This is a genomic window from Catenulispora acidiphila DSM 44928, from assembly GCF_000024025.1.
In the GTDB taxonomy this organism is placed as follows: Bacteria; Actinomycetota; Actinomycetes; order Streptomycetales; family Catenulisporaceae; genus Catenulispora; species Catenulispora acidiphila.
The window spans coordinates 5,090,523-5,108,833 of record NC_013131.1 but is presented as its reverse complement, the minus strand read 5'-3'; the positions used below and the strand labels follow the sequence as shown (position 1 = coordinate 5,108,833).

Genomic DNA, 18,311 nt, shown 5'->3' with positions numbered 1-18,311 from the left:
AGAGTGTTGCGATATGTATACGCTCGGCACGCTCAGCCGGTGCTGTCGCGCGCCGCTGCTTCCGCTGATTCAGCCGCTTCGGCGACCGCCTTGATGCGGGCCAGGCGCCGGTCCCAGTCGGCGGCGAGGGCGGTCATCCAGCGGGCGGTCGCGTCGAGCGCCGCCGACCGCACCTCGTACCGGACCTCGCGCCCCAAGCGGCGGCCGACGACCAGACCGGCGGCGTCGAGCACCGCGAGATGCTTGACCACCGCCTGCCTGGTCACCGGAAGCTCGCCGGCCAGCTCGGTGGCGGAAGCGGCGCCCCGAGCGGAGATCAGGTCCAGCAGACGGCGGCGAGTCGGATCGGCGAGCGCCGCCAGGACCTCGTCGACCGGCTCGGGGGCGAGGCCGCCGGAGCTACCGGAGCTACCACCGGTGTTCTCGGCGTCGGCAGCGCCGCCGACCACGATGCCCGCGACCCCGCCACCACCGCTCCCCGCCGCGTCCATCGAAACCTCCTGCGACCTCACGCCGCCTCTTCGGCGCGCTTCTTGAACGCGTCCAGCACCTGGCTCCAGCCCTCCGTATTGTCCTTCAGGGCGCCGCGGCGGGTGTCGTCGGTGCCGTCCAGGGCGGCGAAGCCGCTCTCGACGACGCGCAGGCGGGTGCCGTCGGGCTCGGGGGTGAGGGTGAACTCGATCAGGGTCGTGATGCCCTCGCGGAGGTCCTCGCCGCTGTAGGCGCTGGCCCAGCGGTAGGAGATGTAGCGCTTGGGCTCGATGGTCTCGACCTGGACCGGGAAGTCGCCGTACTCGTCGTGGTGGGCGACGGTGGTCTGGCCGGGGGCGGCGGTGGCGCCGGTCGGACCGACCCAGAAGCCGGGTTCGGTCACCAGGGACCAGACGCGGTCCTGGGAGGCGGCGATGAGGGTGTCGCGCTCGATGCGGTCCTGAATGGCGGTGGTCATGATGTGCTCCTTCGCTCGGGTGTTCGATGTTTAACGTGCAACTTCAGAGTTGCACATCGCCGCCCGACGCGCAACCCGTGGGTTGCACAACTGGCGTCCGCGCTGCTCCGGACAGGTGATCGACCGGTTCGCCGTCCCCGCACGGGTCACCACCAAGGGGGACAGCGATCACACAGCCCCGAGGAGGCCCGGTGCCGCGCGACGGATCCAAGGAGCCCGACGCGCTCCTGCTCGAGGCGGGAAAATACTTCCGCCGCGGCAGCACCGCCGACGACCTGCACAGCGTCCGCTACGAAGGCGGCCGCGCCGGCGACGTCTTCTACCGCGACCGCTGGAGCCACGACAAGATCGTCTACTCCACCCACGGCGTCAACTGCACCGGCTCGTGCCGCTGGAAGGTCTACGTCAAAGACGGCATCATCACCTGGGAGACGCAGGCCACGGATTATCCCTCCGTCGGCCCGGACAGCCCTGAATACGAACCCCGCGGCTGCCCGCGCGGCGCCTCCTTCTCCTGGTACACCTACTCCCCCTCCCGCGTGCGCCACCCCTACATCCGCGGCGTGCTGCTGGAGCAGTTCCGTGCCGCCAGAGCCGCCGCCGGCGGAGACCCCGTCGCCGCCTGGGCCGCGATCCAAGCAGACCCCGAACTCCGCCGCGCCTACCAGCAAGCCCGCGGCAAAGGCGGCCTGGTGCGCGCCACCTGGGACGAAGCCGTCGACATCATCGCCGCGGCGCACGTGCACACGATCAAAGAACACGGCCCGGACCGCATCGCCGGCTTCTCCCCCATCCCGGCCATGTCCATGGTCTCCCACGCCGCCGGCGCCCGCTTCCACTCCCTCATCGGCGCCACGATGCTGTCCTTCTACGACTGGTACGCCGACCTCCCCGTCGCCTCCCCGCAGGTCTTCGGCGACCAGACCGACGTCCCGGAGTCCGGCGACTGGTGGGACGCCGCCTACCTGATCATGTGGGGCTCCAACGTCTCGGTCACCCGAACCCCCGACGCGCACTGGATGGCCGAGGCGCGCTACCGCGGCCAGAAGGTCGTGGTCGTCGCCCCGGACTACGCCGACAACGCCAAGTTCGCCGACGAATGGCTGCACCCCCACCCCGGCACCGACGCCGCCCTGGCCATCGCCATGGGGCATGTCGTCCTGAAGGAACACTTCGTCGACACCCGCAACGAGTTCTTCGACTCCTACGTCAAACAGTTCACCGACCTGCCGTTCCTGGTCACATTGAGCGAGCACGACAAGGGCGGCTACTACGTCCCCGACAAGTTCCTGCGCGCCGCCGACCTCGACGGCAGCGCCGACGGCGACGCCACCGCGGCCGACGGCGCCGCCTGGAAGACCGTCGTCCTGGACACCGCGACCGGCAACCCCGTCGTCCCCAACGGCTCCATCGGCTTCCGCTGGGGCGAAAGCGGCGAAGGCCACTGGAATCTGGACCTCGGCGACGTCGAACCCCGCCTGAGCCTGCTCGGCCTGCCGCAGGCCATCGGCGCCGAGGTCCTGCTCCCCCGCTTCGACACCGACGGCGGCGCGCACGGCCAGGGCCGCGGCGAGATCCACACCCGCGGCGTCCCGGCGATCCGGCTGCGCCCCGACGGACCGCTCGTCACCACCGTGTTCGACCTCTTACTCGCCCAGTACGGCGTCGCCCGCGCCGACCTGCCCGGCATCTGGCCCACCGGTTACGACGACGCCACCGCCCCCGGCACGCCGGCGTGGGCCGAGGCGCAGACCTCCGTCCCGGCCCGGCTCGCGGTGAAGATCGCCCGCGAATTCGCCGACACCGCCACGAAATCCGGCGGCCGCTGCATGATCCTCATGGGCGCCGGCACCAACCACTGGTTCCACTCCGAAACCATCTACCGGTCCTTCCTGGCGCTGCTCACCCTCACCGGCTGCCAAGGACGCAACGGCGGCGGCTGGGCCCACTACGTCGGCCAGGAGAAATGCCGCCCCTCCACCGGCTGGGCCACCCTGGCCTCCGCCAACGACTGGTCGCGCCCGCCGCGGCAAGCCATCGGCGCCGGCTTCTTCTACCTGAACACCGATCAGTGGCGCTACGACCAGTTCCGCACCGAAGTCCTCACCTCCCCGCTCGCCTCCGGCGCGATGAACGGCATGGCCGGCGCCGACTGCCTGGCACGCGCCGCACGCCTGGGCTGGATGCCGTCCTACCCGACATTCGACCGGAACCCCCTGGACCTCGCCGACGAGGCGAAAGCCGCCGGCAAGGAGGCGGCGGCGCACGTCGTCGAGGAGCTGAAAGCCGGACGGCTCGGCTTCGCCTGCGAGGACCCCGACGCGCCGCAGAACTGGCCGCGCATCATGACGTTGTGGCGCGCCAACCTGCTCGGCTCCTCTGCCAAGGGCGCGGAGTACTTCGCCAAGCACCTGTTGGGGACCCACTCCTCGCTCAGCGCCGAAGAAGCACACGAAGACGTGCGCCCTCGCGACGTGAAATGGCATGAGGAAGCGCCCGAAGGCAAGCTCGATCTGTTGCTGTCACTGGATTTCCGGATGACGTCCTCCGCGCTGTTGTCGGATGTCGTGCTGCCGGCAGCCACTTGGTATGAGAAGCACGACCTGTCCTCCACGGACATGCATCCGTTCATCCACTCCTTCAGCCCGGCCGTCGACCCGCCCTGGCAGGCACGCACCGACTTCGACGCGTTCCACGCCATCGCCAAACGCCTCAGCGAACTGGCTGTCGGACGCCTGGATACCCGCCACGACATCGTCGCCGCGCCTCTGCAACACGACACTCCCGGAGAGATCGCCCAGCCCGGCGGCGTCGTCCTGGACTGGCGGCTCGGCGAATGCGAACCGATGCCGGGCACGACGATGCCCGCCCTGGTCGCCGTCGAACGCGATTACACCGCGATCGCCGCGAAAATGGCGTCGCTCGGACCGAACGTGGAGAAGCTCGGGCTGCCTGTCAAAGGCCTGAAATTCGTGCCCGACGAAGAAGTCACCGCGCTCAAAGCCCTCAACGGCACAGCACGCGGCGGGCCGGCCGACGGACGTCCGCTGATCGACACCGGTGTCAAAGCCTGCAACACCATCCTGCGCCTGTCCGGCACCAGTAACGGACGCCTTGCCGTCCAAGGCTTCCGGCAACTCGAGAAGCGCGTCGGCAAAGAGTTCGCGCACCTGGCTGCCGAACACGAAGGCAAGCGGATCACCTACGCCGACACGCAAGCCGCGCCGGTACCCGTCATCACCTCACCGGAATGGTCCGGCAGCGAATCCGGCGGACGCCGCTACGCGCCCTTCACCCTGAACACCGAGCACCTCAAGCCCTGGCACACGCTCACCGGACGGCAGCACTTCTTCCTCGACCACGACTGGATCCACGAATTCGGCGAAGCCCTCCCGGTCTACCGGCCGCCGCTGGACATGAACCAGCTGTTCGGCGAGCCACGGCTCGGGCCCGACGGGCAGAACGAGGTCACCGTCCGCTATCTCACACCGCACAACAAGTGGTCCATCCACTCCGAGTACCAGGACAACCTGTTCATGCTCTCGCTCTCGCGCGGCGGGCAGGTCATCTGGATGTCGGACCAGGACGCCGCGTCGATCGGCGTGCGGGACAACGACTGGATCGAGGCGGTCAACCGCAACGGCGTCGTCGTCGCCCGCGCCATCGTGTCGCACCGGATGCCCAAGGGGACCGTCTACATGCACCACGCCCAAGACCGGACCGTCGGCGTGCCGAAGACGCAGAAGACCGGCAAGCGCGGCGGGATTCACAACTCCCTGACTCGCGTCATGCTCAAGCCCACGCACCTGATCGGCGGCTACGCGCAACTGTCCTGGGCGTTCAACTACCTCGGGCCGACCGGCAACCAGCGCGACGAGGTCACCGTCATCCGCCGCCGCTCGCAGGAGGTGCAGTACTGATGCGCGTCATGGCCCAGATCGCGATGGTGATGAACCTCGACAAGTGCATCGGCTGCCACGCCTGCTCGGTGACGTGCAAGCAGACGTGGACCAACCGGCGCGGGATGGAATACGTCTGGTTCAACAACGTCGAGACGCGCCCCGGACTGGGATATCCGCGACGCTACTCCGACCAGGAGAAGTGGAAGGGCGGCTGGGAACTCGACCGGCGCGGACGGCTGAAGCTGAAGCAGGGCGGACGGCTGAGGAAGCTCGCCGAGATCTTCGCCAACCCGGTACTGCCGACGGTCGAGGACTACTACGAGCCCTGGACGTACGACTACGGAAACCTCCAGCAGGCGCCACTCGGCGACGACTACCCGGTCGCGCGGCCGCGGTCGCTGCTCACCGGCAAGCCGATGGACACGATCCGGTGGAGCGCCAACTGGGACGACAACCTCGGCGGGACCACAGAGCACGGGTCGCAGGATCCGATCGTGCAGAAAATGCGCGAGAAGGTCGGGGAGACGGTGCGCTTCGCCTTCGAGCAGGCGTTCATGTTCTATCTGCCGCGCATCTGCGAACATTGTCTTAATCCGGCGTGTGTCGCTTCTTGTCCGTCCGGTGCGCTTTATAAGCGTGCCGAGGACGGAATTGTACTGGTCGATCAGGATCGGTGTCGGGGATGGCAGCAGTGTGTCACCGCGTGCCCTTACAAGAAGATCTACTTCAACCATCGCACCGGTAAGGCAGAGAAATGTACGTTCTGCTATCCGCGTGTCGAGGTCGGGCTGCCGACGGTGTGTTCCGAGACGTGTCCGGGGCGGCTGCGGTATCTCGGCGTCATGCTTTATGACGCCGATCGTGTCGCCGCTGCTGCCGAGACGACGGATGACCGAGATCTGTATGAGGCACAGCTCGGAGTATTCCTCGATCCGAACGACCCAGAGGTCGCGCGTGCCGCCGAGAGCGCCGGCGTCCCTTATGAGTGGATGCAAGCCGCGCGGCGCTCGCCGGTTCGCAAGCTGATCTGCGATTACAAAGTGGCGCTGCCTCTGCATCCTGAGTTCCGCACGATGCCGATGGTTTGGTACATCCCGCCGCTGTCGCCGGTCGTGGACGCCATTGCCGAATCCGGGCACGACGGCGAAGACGGGGACAACCTGTTCGGCGCCATCGACGCGCTGCGGATTCCGATCGAATATCTCGCCGAGTTGTTCACTGCCGGAGATGTCGTTCCGGTGCGATCGGCCCTCGGGCGGCTCGCTGCGATGCGCGCGTATATGCGCGAAGTGAACCTAGGGACGGCGCCTGAGGAACCGTCGACGGAGATCGAGGAGATGTACCGGCTGCTGGCGATCGCGAAGTACGAGGAGCGCTACGTCATTCCCACGGCGGCGATGGCCGATGCGCACGCCATGGAGGAAGCGGCGCTCGCGTCTGGATGCAGCGTCGACTACGACGAGGGCCAAGAGGCGGCGGACGGCGTGCCCGGGCCGTTCGGCGACGACTCGGGGAAGAAGGCGCTGCCGTTGATCTCGCTGGAGAACTTCCATGCCATGCGGCGGCGGCAGAAGGCTGATCGGCAGGAGGAGGTGTGATGGGCAGGGTTTCCGGAAACGGCGCCCCGATCGGGCGGCGGGAGCAGGTGGTGCTTCGGGCGGCTGCGCACCTGCTCGACTATCCCGATGCGGCCTGGCGGGAGCGGCTGCCGCTGGTGCGGTCGGCGCTCGCGGCGGTCGGCGGTGGGGCGGCGCGGACGCTGGTGACGTTCGTGGATCAGGCCTCGGCGATGCCGGCGGCGGAGGCGACTGCGCACTACGTCGAGGTGTTCGACTTCAAGAACCGGCACAGCCTGTATCTGACGTGGTGGCTGGACGGGGACACGCGGCGTCGGGGTATGTCGTTGGTGGAGCTCAAGGCGGCGTTCCGCGAGGCGGGGTTCGAGTTCGTCGAGGCGGAGCTTCCGGACTATCTGCCGGTCGTGCTGGAGTTCAGCGCGGTGAGCGGGGACCTCGGGCTGTTGGTGCGTCACCGGCCCGGGTTGGAGCTGCTGCGGTTGGCGTTGGCGGAGCACGGGACCGCGTATGCCGCGGTGGTGGAGGCGGTCTGTTCCACGCTGCCGGGCGCTTCGCCGAAGGATCGCGCCGCCGCGCGGGCGCTGGCTGCCGCCGGGCCGCCGCGCGAGACGGTCGGGCTGGATCCGGACACCGCGGCGCTGCGTCCGTATGGCCATCTCGACCTGCTGCCTGTACTGGCGCCCGACCGTTAGGAGCATGACGTGCAGACGTTCCTGTGGGGCGCGCTGCCCTACATCGCCATCGCGATCCTGATCACCGGGCTGGTGTGGCGCTACCGGTATGACAAGTTCGGGTGGACGACGCGCTCCTCGGGGAGCTACGAGCGGCGGATTCTGAACATCGCCTCGCCGATGTTCCACTACGGGATCCTGTTCGTGCTGGTCGGGCACTTGATGGGGTTGTTCGTGCCGTCGGCGTGGACCGACGCCCTCGGCCTCACCGAGCACGGCTACAACCTGCTGTCGCTGTTCGCCGGCACCGCCGCCGGGGCGCTGGCCGTCATCGGCATCCTGATGCTGATCTACCGCCGCCGCACCACCCCGGCGGTGTTCCGCGCGACGACGCGCAACGACAAGCTGATGTACGTGGTCCTGCTGGCCGCGATCATCATGGGCCTGGTCGCCAAACTCACCCACGCCGGCCTCCACGAGGGCTACGACTATCGCGCCACCATCGCCCCCTGGGCCCGCAGCCTGTCCTGGCTCCAGCCCAAGACCGCACTGATGGCCCAGGCACCGGTGGTGTTCCAGATCCACGCGGTCATCGGCCTCCTGCTGTTCGCCCTCCTCCCCTTCACGCGCCTGGTCCACATGTTCAGCGCCCCGATCCAGTATCTCTTCCGCCCGTACATCGTCTACCGCAGCCGCGACTCCCGCGCCCTCGGCGAGGCTCCGGTACGGCGCGGGTGGGAGGGGATCGGGAGCTGACTGGCTCCAGCACGGCAACCTCCTGAGCCCGTCGCTCACTCTGGTGTTTTTACAGGGGCCCTCAGCAGCCCCGTTGAACGCCTGGTGAGCAGGACGGCGTAAGGAGTCATGGGGACATGCGGGGCTATTTTGGCATGCCCGGAAACGGGGAGGACCGGGGTTTCGGGCGGGTTATACGCGCGGGTTTGGCTGTGATTGCGGTCATGGCGTGTGTCATGGCTCTGATGTCGTGTCATCACGCGGCGGCGGTGTCCGGGGCGCAGAACGGTGAGGTGTCTCGTGGCGGCAGCAGCACTACCAGCATCGACACCAGTTCCAGTTCCAGTTCCAGCACCAGCAGCCCTGATGGCGACAACTGCCCGGCGGGCAAGCTCACGTCTGGATGGCTGCGTGCGGAGAACGCGCTCGGCGGGACGACGGCGTGGCAGGACGCGAAGCACACCGTGTCCGGGACGGTGAACGGCTACCTGAACCATGCCAGCGCGCGGTGCGGGGACACGGTCACCGCGTACCTGAGTGCGCCCGAGCGGGTGTCAGGAGCCTCATTGTCCGCCTACCGGATGGGGTACTACGGCGGCGCGGGTGGGCGGCTGGTCTGGGAGTCGCGGAATCTCGGCCTCGGGCCTCAGGTGAGCGCCACGGTGAGCGATCCGAGTCTGCTGACCGAGGCGCCGTGGGCGGCGACGCTGACCTTCCCCGTCACCGGGCGGTGGGTCCCCGGGTACTACCTGCTGGTGGTGCGGGCGCCGGGACAGACGGCGTCGTCGATTCCGCTGGTGATTCGGGCCGACGGCGATGACGCGCCGTTGGGCTACCAAGCCAGCGTGCTGACGTATCAGGCCTACAACACCTTCGGCGGGCACTCGGCGTACGGCAACCTCCCCGCCGCACCGAGCACGGAGCTGAGCTTCGACCGTCCGTATCAGGACGGCGGGTACTACTCGGCGTACCAGTACGAGCTGCCGATCGTCCGGGAGATCGAAAAGCTCGGCATCGACACCGACTACTTCACCGACGTCGACGCCGATGCCGACCCCGCACAGCTGAAGCAGCACCACGGCATCATCATCGGCGGCCACTCCGAGTACTGGACCAAGCGCATGTACGACGGCGCCCTCGCCGCACGCCAGGCCGGCGTGAACATCGCGTTCTTCGGCGCCAACTCGGTCTACACCGCGGTCCGGCTGACCAGCTCGCCGCTGGGCTCGGACCGCCGCATGGTCCTGCGCCGCACGGCGGCGGGCGACCCGGTGGCCGCCAAGGACCCGTCGCAGGCCACGGTGAACTGGGCCGACCCACCGCTGAACAGACCCGAGGCCGCTCTGGTCGGCGAGGGGTACGGCTACCTCGGCGCGACCGGATCACTCCGCGTCCTCCACGCCCAGTCCTGGATCTTCGCCGGCACCGGCGTGACACCCGGCGAGGTCCTCCGCAACACCATCGGCGGCGAGTACGACCAAGTCGACGTGAACAATCCGACGACGCCACGCGACGTAGACGTCCTGGCCGCAATGCCGCTACGCACGAAGAGCGGCGCGGCCGAGATGGCCACGACGACGTACTACGTGGCGCCATCGCAAGCCGGCGTCTTCAACGCGGGCACGACCTACTGGCCGTGCGTGCTGAACGGGGACTGCCTGCACCTAGCGCCGACCCCACCCGCAGCCCAGCAGGTGATCACACGCATGACAGACAACATCCTGACCACCTTCGCCGCCCAACCCGCAGGCCGGCAACATCCCTCGACGCCATCCTGGCCACCGACACCGGAAGGGCTGGTCTCCTCGGCGAAGCAGCCCGGGGACGTGTCGCAGCGCACCGATTGAGGTCCATCGGGTCAGGCATTGGGATGCACAAGCTCGCGCACCGCCGGCAATGTTCGAGGACAAGTTCCGCCCCAAGCCTCAGCAGCCCGAGCCGGTTCGCACGAACAGCACTCCGTGACCGTAGCCGAGCCTTGCCGGCCGCGGGCACGGCTGTTTCAGACGCACTCGACCCGGCACCGCTCTGCCAGCTCGCGAATCTTGCCGACGCCGATCCGGTCGAGTAGTTCCGCCGCGTGACCGTGTAGACCTTTGCCATCTCGCGGAGCTTGCCGGCGCCGATCCGATTGGGTGGTCCCGCAACGTGATTGTGTAGACCTTTGATATATTCTCTCGGGGCCTGTTATCTGTATCACCGAACTCAGCCGGCCCGTCCCGAAGAACGGACCGGCCGAGTCTCGCCTCCGCTAGCCGGTCACCGCCACATAGCCTGCCGCGCGCATCGTGAAGGCTCCGCGGCCTTGCGTTCGGCTTCGCAGCCGGGTCGCGTAGCCGAAGACCTCGGCCAGCGGGACCGTGGCGGTCACCACTGCCGCGGTGCTGCGGCTCGTGGTGTCCGTGACGCGGCCGCGGCGGGCCGCGAGGTCGCCGAGGACTGCGCCGACGGTGTCCTCCGGTGCTGTGACGGTCAGTTCCGCGACCGGTTCCAGCAGGGCGAGGGTGCTCGCTCGGAGGGCTGCTCGCAGGCCTTGGGCGCCGGCTGCGCGGAAGGCGAGCTCGGAGGAGTCCTTCACGTGCGTTGCGCCGTCGACCAGGGTTACGTGCAGGCCGGTCACCGGGTGGCCGGCGAGGGGTCCGGCCGCGAGGGCGTCGCGGCAGCCGGCTTCGACCGCGCGGATGTACTCGCGGGGGACGCGGCCGCCGGTGACGTGGGATTCGAAGGTGAAGCCGGTGTCGCCGAGGGTGCCGGTCAGGGGGCGGACGTCGAGGACCACGTGGGCCCATTGGCCGGAGCCGCCGTCCTGTTTGACGTGCCGGTATACGAAGCCGGACACGCCGGAGGCCACTGCCTCGCGCAGGGCTACCTGCGGACGTCCCACGCTCACTGCGATCCCCCTCTCTCGTCGGATCTTCTCCACCGCCACCTCCAGGTGCAGCTCGCCGAGCCCGGACAGCAGCGTCTGCCCGGTCTCGCCGTCGGTGCGCACCGCCAGCGACGGGTCCTCCTCGACCGCGCGCGCCAGGGCCGCGGCCAGGCGGCCGGTGTCGGCGTTGCGCTCGGCTTCGACCGCGACCGACACCACCGGTTCGGACGCCGCCGGGCCGGAGTCCTCCAGCAGGACCGGCGAGCCCGGCGCGGCCAGGGTCGCCCCGGTCACGGCGTGCTTCGGTCCGACCAGCGCGACGATGTCGCCCGCCACCGCCTGCTCGACCTCGGTGTGCCGGTCGGCCTGCACCCGCAGGATGCGCCCGACGCGCCCGGTCCGTCCGGCGCCGACGTCCAGCACCGCATCGCCCTTGCGCAGCGTGCCGGAGTAGACGCGGACGAACGTCAGCCGTCCGGTACCGGTCGACTGCACCTTGAACACCAGCGCCGCCAACGGCTGATCCGGCGAACGGTGATCAGGCTGATCAGGCTGATCAGAAGCCTGATCCACCGGCGAAGGCAGATAAGCCACCACAGCGTCCAGCAGCGGCTCGACACCCCGATCCTTGTACGCCGCACCACACAGCACCACGACGACCTCGCCGGACAGCGTCAGCTCCCGAAGAGCCGCCGCCAACGCCGTCGCAGAGAGCTGCGAAGCCTCGACGAACTCCTCCAGCGCCGCCGCACTCCGCTCAGCCACAGCCTCCTCAAGAACCCGCCGACGCCGCACGGCCTCCTCGACCAGCGCGTCAGGAACCGCGCCCTCGACCATGGAGCCGTCTGCCCATGTCAGAGCCCGCATACCGACCAGATCGACGACGCCGCTGAACTCGCCCTCACTCCCGATCGGCATCTGCACCGCCAGCGGAACCGGATGCAGCCGCTCCCGGATGGAGGCGACCGCGGCGTCCAGGTCGGCGCCGGTCCGGTCCATCTTGTTGACGAACGCGATCCGGGGCACGCCGTAGCCGTCGGCCAGCCGCCACACCGATTCGCTCTGCGGCTCCACGCCGGCGACCGCGTCGAATACCGCGACCGCGCCGTCGAGCACCCGCAGGGAGCGCTCGACCTCGGCGGAGAAGTCGACGTGCCCGGGGGTGTCGATGAGGTTCAGCCGGTGTCCGTCCCAGTCGCAGCTGACGGCGGCGGCGAAGATCGTGATGCCGCGGTCGCGCTCCTGGGAGTCGAAGTCGGTGACGGTGGTGCCCTCGTGCACCTCGCCGCGCTTGTGCACGGCGCCGGTCAGGAACAGCACGCGCTCGGTGACGGTGGTCTTGCCGGCGTCCACATGGGCCAGGATGCCCAGATTCCGGACCAGGGACAGGGAATTGCGGGTCGATTCGGCACGCATGATGGATCAATCCTTCGCACTCGCTGTACATCGGTGAATCAGAACAGCGCGATACCCGGGAACGACGCGGCACCGGAATCCGGCGCAGGCGTATCAGACCCCAGATTCCTGGGGCGGAGAGAGAAGTCCCGAGAGGTGTCTCAGCGCAGGCCGCGCAGCCGGCGCCGAGCCGGCGAAGACACCAGGATCACCTCGAAGCGGTGCCGGGACGTCACGAGCGCACTGGTGCCGCGTGCCATGATCCCTCCCCGTCTTCGAAGCCTGCGATGGTCCGCACCGGCAGATTGCGCAGAGTGCGGACGTGATGGGCGCCAGGCTAGCCGATCACCCGCGGCGGCGAAACTGGTTTCCGCCACTCGCCCCCGCCACCTGCCACCCACCGCCCACCACCCCCACCTCCGGCCGCCCGGATGACCGCACCCTGCGCCAAGTGCTTGACTGACGCCATGCGCATCGATCTCTCCGTGGACGGCCACCCGGTCGTCGTCCGTGATCTGGAGCCCGCCGACGAGCAGGCGGTGCTGGCCGTCTTCGCCGCCTCCGACGACTGGTTCGTCGCCGCCACCGGCCAGCCCTCGGCGCCCGGCGACGTGCAGAGCGCCTACTACTCGCTGCCGGAGGGCCACGAGTTCGACGACAAGGTGCTGCTGGTGATCGAGGCCGACCGGGAGATCGTCGGCTTCGTGGACGCGCTGCGCCGCTACCCGCACAGCGCCTCGGTCGGGATCGGCACATTCCTGATCCGCCCCGAGTTCCGGCGGCTCGGGATCGGGCGGACTGTGGCGCAGGCCTTGTCGGCCGCCGCCGCCGAGCAGGACTTCGTGCAGGTCAGTGCGCACGTCGTCGAGGGCTGGGCGCCGGGACGCAAGTTCCTTGCGACGCTCGGCGCGACGTTCTCCAAGCCGGCCGTGCCCGGCGGGATCGGGAACCGCAATGTGGGACCGGATGAGGGTTCGAAGAAAGTGATTCCCGCCACGTTCATGATCGGTTGACACCTCCTGCCAGGCCCGATCCGGACACTGTGCGCGATTCTCAGGTCATCCTCAGTAGTCAAAGATCACGCTGTGTGCGATACTCTTCACAAGATCTGAACATTGATTCGGACGACGCACGCCTCGGCACAACGAGGTGAAATCAGACCTCTTGCCTGGGGGGCCCATGCGGGAAGCTCTCGACTGGGCGCCGACGCGCGCCCGGTTGTTGCCACCGGACACCACCGACTTCACCGGCCGGCTCGGCGAGCTGGCCGCGCTGACCGACCCCGCTACCTTCCCGGCGCACACCGCCGCGCTGTTCGTGGTGACCGGCTCCGGCGGTACCGGCAAGACGGCGCTGGCGGTCCGCGCCGCACGGCTGGCCGGCGACTCCTTCCCCGACGCGCACCTGTACGCCGATCTCGGCGGCTACACCGGCTCCCCGACCCCGGTACCGGACGTCCTGCGCCGCTTCCTGCGCGCCCTGGGCGCCGCCGGTCCGCTGCCGGAGGACCGGGACGAGCTGGTCGGCATGTTCCGCACCGCGCTGGCCGGGCAGCGCGCGCTGGTGGTCCTGGACGACGCCGCCGACGAGGCGCAGGTGCGGCCGCTGCTGCCGACCGGCCCGGACGCGCTGGCCATCGTCACCAGCCGCAACTGGCTCGGCGGGCTGGCCGGCGCGCTGCCGCTGCGGCTCGGGCCGATGCCGGACGCCGAGGCCGCCGCGATGCTGGCCCGGGTGCTCGGCGCGCGCTGGACCGGCACGGAGGACGTGGACGGCCTGCTGGCGCTGTGCGGACACCTGCCGCTGGCGATCCGCATCGCCGCCGCGCGGCTGCTGTCCCGGCCGCAGATGACCGTGGACGACCTCTGCGACCAGCTGCGCGACGAGCGCCGCCGGCTCAAACGGCTGACCGCCGGCGACATCACCGTACACGGTGTGCTGACCTCCTCCTACGACGCCCTGGAACCCGGGGACCGCAAGGTGTTCCGGCGGCTGGCGCTGTTGCGTGGCTTCGACTTCTGCACCGAGGCGGCGGCGCAGGTCGCCGGGATCAGCCGGGAGGAGGCGCAGGAGGCGCTGGACCGGATGGCCGACCGCAGCGTGGTCCGCCCGGAGTCCGAGTCCGGCCGCTACAGCCTGCACTCGCTGGCCCGGCTGTTCGCCGCCGACCGGCTCGCCGCGGACGACGACCCCGAGACGGCGCGCGCTGCCGAAGCCGGGCATCTGCGCTGGGTCCTGTCGCGGTTGCGGGCCGCCGCGGATCTGGTGAACCCGTGCATGGTGCGGCTGCCCGCGAGCGAAACAGAACCCTGCGACGGCACCTCGGCGACGACCTCCGGCAACTCCGCGATCGGCACCGGTTCCCAGGAGATCGCCCCGGCGCACCGCGAGGCGGCGCTGGCCTGGCTGGACGCCGAGCGCCACAACCTGCTGGCGCTCGTCCGCCACCACCGGCGCTTCGGCGACCCGGCGGTGTGCTGGACCGTCCCGGACGCCCTGCGCGGCTACTACCACCAGCGGCGCCGTCTGCGGGAGTGGACGCGCATGGCGGACATCGGGATGGCCGCCGCGCAGCGTGAGCAGAACCTGCGCGCCCAAGCCGCCATGTCGCTGAATCTGGGCATGGCGGCCTTCGCCGCGAACCGGCTGGACGAGGCCGGTGACCGCTATCAGCGCGCTGTCGAACTCGGTCTGGGCTCGGGGTGGCGGGAGATCGAGGCCGCCGGCTACCGCAACCTGGCCGGCGTCGCGCTCGGGCACGGCGACACCGCCCGGTGGGAGAAGTACATGTCGCTGTGGGCGGAGCTGAACGAGCGGGTGGACCCGCGGTTCACGCCGGCGCTGTCGGCGCTGCCAGCGCTGTCAGAACTGCCGGCGACCGGCGCCGACCGGGGCGCCGAGCCGGGCGCCGACAACGCGCCGACCGCCACCGAACCGACCCCCGCCGATGCAGCCCTCACCGCCGTCGCGCTCCTCGCTGCCGACATCCCGCAGAGCGGCCAGGACCGCGCGACGGCCGAGGAGTGGTCGGTCCTCAGCCGCCGCGAGCAGACCGTGGCGCGGCTGGTCGTGCAGGGCTTGACCAACCAGCAGATCGCCAAGCGGATCCGCTGCTCCCCGGAGACGGTGAAGTTCCACCTGCGGAACATCTTCCGCAAGCTGGGCATCGGGTCGCGCGTGGAGATCGCGCGGTTCGTGCTGGCTTCCGGCGCGCCGGGCTAGAAAAGCCCGGCGCCCTCAGGCGACCAGCACCTCCAGCAGGCTCAGCTCGACCCGGATCCCGCCGAGCACGCCGGGCCGGCGGCGGAACGTGGCCAGCTCCAGCCCGAGCTCGTCGGCCATGACGCGCAGCCGTTCCTTGTTGCCCAGCGTGTTGAAGCCCAGGAACATGCGGCCGCCGGGACGGAGCAGATCAGGGCCCTGAGTCAGAAACCTGTGGTGGGTGGCGTAGCCGCGGTCGAAGAACGCCCAGCGCAGCTCCTCCAGGTACTCGAACTCCGGAGGGGCGTCGATCACGTTGGAATTCCAGTAGATCGCGTCGTAGCGCTCGCCGGTGTCCAGCGCCTCGAACAGGTCGCTGTTCAGGACCCGCACACGGTCGGCCACGCCGTGCCGCCGGGCGTTCGCCGCGGTGTTCGCCACCGCCGCCGGGGAGATGTCCACGGCGGTGACGTGCGCGCAGCCGGCGAGCGCGGCGGTCACCGCGGTGACCCCGGCGCCGGAGCCGATCTCCAGGAACGCCCCGCCGGGCGGGAACGGCAGCCAGCTGGAGAACAGCGCGGTGGAGGTGGTGTGGACCGGGGCGAACACGCCGGGCAGCAGCGTCCAGGAGCGGCCGAGCAGGTCGAACTGCCCGGAGCGGTCCTCGAAGCCGCCGTGGCAGTCGCTCAGGGTGGCGTCGGCTGTCATCTGGGCTCCACCGGGGTGCCGGGACGGCGGGGCAGCTGCTCGGGCGCCCGCACGGCGCCCTCGCAGCCTCCCGGGAACGACAGGACGAGCATCGTGCGTCTCCTTGCCGGGTGAGGGGGTCGGCCGGGCGCGTCAGGCGCTCAGCCCTCCGTCGACCACCAGGTCGTGGCCGACGACGTAGGAGGCCTCGTCGGAGACCAGCCAGCGCACGGCGGCGGCGATCTCGGCGGGCGCGGCCAGGCGGCCGATCGGGACGGTGCGGGCCACGCGCTCGTCGCGCTCGGCCGGCGTCTCCTGGTCCCAGACGGTCATGGCGGTGTCGGTCGGGCCGGGGCTCACGGCGTTGACGCGGATGCCCGAGCCGACGTACTCGCGCGCCGCGGTACGCGTCAGGATGCTCAGAGCGGCCTTGCTGGCCGCGTACGCGTTCTGATTCTCCTCGCGCGTCGGGATGCCGAGGCGGGAGACGATGTTGACCACCGCTCCCCCGCCGCTGCGGCGCATCAGGTCCAGCTCGTGCTGCAGGCACAGCCACACACCGGTGAGGTTCACGCCGAGCACGGCGTCCCATTCGGCGGGGGCGATCCGGGCGACCGGACCCCAAGAAGGGCGCCCGGCGTTGTTCACCGCGATGTCGAGGCCGCCGTGCTCGCGCTCGACGGCGACGAGCAACGCCCGCACCGCCGCCGGATCGGTGACGTCGGCGATATGGGCCTGGGCGCCGGCAGCCACGGCCGGCGCCCAGGATTGGCCGCGCACAAGCGACTCGCCGCCCCACACAGCGGTCGCCTCGTCGGCCAGCTTGACGGTCTGCTCCAGCGTCGCGGCGGTCCGGCCGGCCACGATCACCCGGGCGCCGGCGGCGGCCAGCGCCACGGCGACGGCCCGGCCGATGCCCGAGCCCGCTCCGGTGATCAGGGCCGTCCTGCCGGCCAATCCGTCCGCGCGCATCGATTCAGACCTCTTGTTCGGCGGCCGGGCCGGGCCCGGTCGGAGTACAGGCCAGGGCCCGGCGATGACGGGATATCGGGACCCTGGCGGTCAAAGGGGTGTCGGTGACCGGGGCGGTGTTCCCGGCGGCGATCGCCGGGAACACCGCCTTGCTGGTGACCAGCCCGCCGCCGCGCCCAGCGGGGAACGCCACCCCGCCGGGCGGTCCGCCTGGCCCGGTCGCCCGGGCCGGAGGGATCAGCGTCCGGAGACCCGCCACGAACTCCGGGGCGGCGAGCCGGTCTTCGCAGAGCGACTCCACACCCCGGCTGCCCGACGGCGGGACCACGATCGGCGGCTCGCCCTCCGCCAATCCGGTGACCCGCCGGACGCAGGCTGGAAACCCCACGCCGGGAGGTGACGGCCAGACCAGCAGGTCACCGTGTTCGGTGAGCTGGCCGCCGTTGGTGAGTCGACTCATGAGCATCAGCTTCGCCGGGCCGGCGATGAGCGACAACTGCCCGTTGGGGTAGGCGGCGCCGCGCGCCGGCAGCGGGTAAGGCGGCGGAGATCACCTACCCGAACGGGTGGGTGTGAGAGCACTGAGATCTTCTTTAGAGTCCTGATTCGTCACCTGTTTCCGCCGAAGAGGGAATCAGAGCTTGAGCGCGTCCGGGATCGAGCCCATCGAGCCTTATCGGCTGCCCGCCGAGGGCGAGCTGCCCGTGCAGCGCGTCGCGTGGACGCCGGAGCCGGGCCGGGCGGTGCTGTTGATCCACGACATGCGGGAGCACTTCCTGCGGTTCTTCCCGGCCGGGCGCGATCCGCTGGCGACGCTGGTGGCGAACACCGTGCGGCTGCGCGAGGCGTGCGCGGCTGCCGGAATCCCCGTCGTCTTCGCGGCGCAGCCCGGTGGCGAGGAGCTGGAGCCCGACCGGGCGATCGTGCCCGAGCTGGCGCCGCGGCCCGGCGACAAGGTCCTGACGAAGCGGCGGCACAGCGCGTTCCACCGTACGCCGCCGGCCGACGTGCTCTGGCAGACCGGGCGCGACCAGGTGATCGTCTGCGGGGTCTACGCGCACATCGGGTGTCTGACCAGCTGCGTGGAGGCGTTCAGCCGGGATGTGCAGGCGTTCCTGGTCGCGGACGCGGTCGCGGACTTCAGTCCCGAGAAGCATCGCGCGGCGCTGATGCTGGCGGCCGAGGTGTGTGCCATGACGCCGACCACCGATCAGCTGCTGCGGGCGCTGGCGGAGGCGGCGCGGTGAGCAGCGTCCCCGCGTCCCCACGCCCCCCAAGCCGCCGGGGCTGGTACACCCAGCGCGCCAGCCCCGGCTTCCGGACACCGTCGCGACCTCGATCGCGAGCGGGCGT

At 70.1% G+C, this 18,311-nt stretch carries 14 protein-coding genes; 8 read left to right on the top strand and 6 right to left on the bottom strand.

Annotated elements, in window-relative coordinates; all coding sequences use genetic code 11:
• Positions 1-32: 32 nt before the first annotated feature.
• Positions 33-362 (bottom strand): ArsR/SmtB family transcription factor, encoded by a 330-nt coding sequence (locus tag CACI_RS22170; protein WP_049872058.1) that lies wholly within the window; start codon positions 360-362, stop codon positions 33-35.
• Positions 363-508: 146 nt separating this feature from the next.
• A complete protein-coding gene (locus CACI_RS22165; protein WP_015793071.1) occupies positions 509-949 on the bottom strand; it encodes an SRPBCC domain-containing protein in 441 nt (146 codons plus the stop codon).
• 191 nt (positions 950-1,140) lie between these two features.
• Between CACI_RS22165 and CACI_RS22160 the strand changes: the two genes are divergently transcribed.
• The 5 genes from CACI_RS22160 (at position 1,141) to CACI_RS22135 (ending at position 9,681) form a co-directional block, all read left to right on the top strand.
• Positions 1,141-4,869: a nitrate reductase subunit alpha gene (locus CACI_RS22160; protein ID WP_015793070.1), complete on the top strand. Its 3,729-nt coding sequence runs from the start codon at positions 1,141-1,143 to the stop codon at positions 4,867-4,869.
• Positions 4,869-6,449, top strand: a complete 1,581-nt coding sequence (narH, locus tag CACI_RS22155) for a nitrate reductase subunit beta (protein ID WP_015793069.1) — start codon at positions 4,869-4,871, stop codon at positions 6,447-6,449. The genes CACI_RS22160 and narH overlap by 1 nt, the downstream gene beginning before the upstream one ends.
• Positions 6,449-7,120 (top strand): nitrate reductase molybdenum cofactor assembly chaperone, encoded by a 672-nt coding sequence (gene narJ / locus CACI_RS22150; protein WP_015793068.1) that lies wholly within the window; start codon positions 6,449-6,451, stop codon positions 7,118-7,120. Before narH ends, narJ begins: the two co-directional genes overlap by 1 nt.
• Positions 7,121-7,129: 9 nt before the next feature.
• Positions 7,130-7,855, top strand: a complete 726-nt coding sequence (gene narI, locus CACI_RS22145) for a respiratory nitrate reductase subunit gamma (RefSeq protein ID WP_015793067.1) — start codon at positions 7,130-7,132, stop codon at positions 7,853-7,855.
• Positions 7,856-8,070: 215 nt separating this feature from the next.
• Positions 8,071-9,681, top strand: coding sequence for a N,N-dimethylformamidase beta subunit family domain-containing protein (locus CACI_RS22135; protein ID WP_223297611.1), 1,611 nt, complete (start codon positions 8,071-8,073; stop codon positions 9,679-9,681).
• 404 nt (positions 9,682-10,085) lie between these two features.
• Here CACI_RS22135 and fusA read toward each other — a convergent pair whose 3' ends face one another.
• Positions 10,086-12,119: an elongation factor G gene (fusA, locus tag CACI_RS22130; protein WP_015793065.1), complete on the bottom strand. Its 2,034-nt coding sequence runs from the start codon at positions 12,117-12,119 to the stop codon at positions 10,086-10,088.
• A 446-nt stretch (positions 12,120-12,565) separates the two neighbouring features.
• Between fusA and CACI_RS22125 the strand changes: the two genes are divergently transcribed.
• Together CACI_RS22125 and CACI_RS22120 are read left to right on the top strand one after the other, a co-directional pair.
• Entirely contained in the window at positions 12,566-13,111 is a 546-nt protein-coding gene (locus CACI_RS22125; protein WP_049871670.1) for a GNAT family N-acetyltransferase, read from the top strand.
• Positions 13,112-13,277: 166 nt separating this feature from the next.
• A complete protein-coding gene (locus CACI_RS22120; RefSeq protein WP_015793063.1) occupies positions 13,278-15,320 on the top strand; it encodes a LuxR C-terminal-related transcriptional regulator in 2,043 nt (680 codons plus the stop codon).
• Between the two features lie 15 nt (positions 15,321-15,335).
• On the opposite strand, the gene CACI_RS22115 is transcribed toward CACI_RS22120, so the two are convergent.
• The 3 genes from CACI_RS22115 to CACI_RS22105 form a co-directional block, all read right to left on the bottom strand.
• The gene (locus CACI_RS22115; RefSeq protein WP_015793062.1) at positions 15,336-16,007 is read right to left on the bottom strand and encodes a methyltransferase; all 672 of its coding nucleotides are present in this window, start codon (positions 16,005-16,007) and stop codon (positions 15,336-15,338) included.
• Positions 16,008-16,139: 132 nt separating this feature from the next.
• A complete protein-coding gene (locus CACI_RS22110) occupies positions 16,140-16,958 on the bottom strand; it encodes an SDR family NAD(P)-dependent oxidoreductase (protein WP_015793061.1) in 819 nt (272 codons plus the stop codon).
• 4 nt (positions 16,959-16,962) lie between these two features.
• Entirely contained in the window at positions 16,963-17,418 is a 456-nt protein-coding gene (locus CACI_RS22105; protein ID WP_143765347.1) for a preATP grasp domain-containing protein, read from the bottom strand.
• 181 nt (positions 17,419-17,599) lie between these two features.
• Between CACI_RS22105 and CACI_RS22100 the strand changes: the two genes are divergently transcribed.
• Positions 17,600-18,205, top strand: a complete 606-nt coding sequence (locus CACI_RS22100) for an isochorismatase family protein (protein WP_015793059.1) — start codon at positions 17,600-17,602, stop codon at positions 18,203-18,205.
• Positions 18,206-18,311 lie beyond the last annotated feature (106 nt).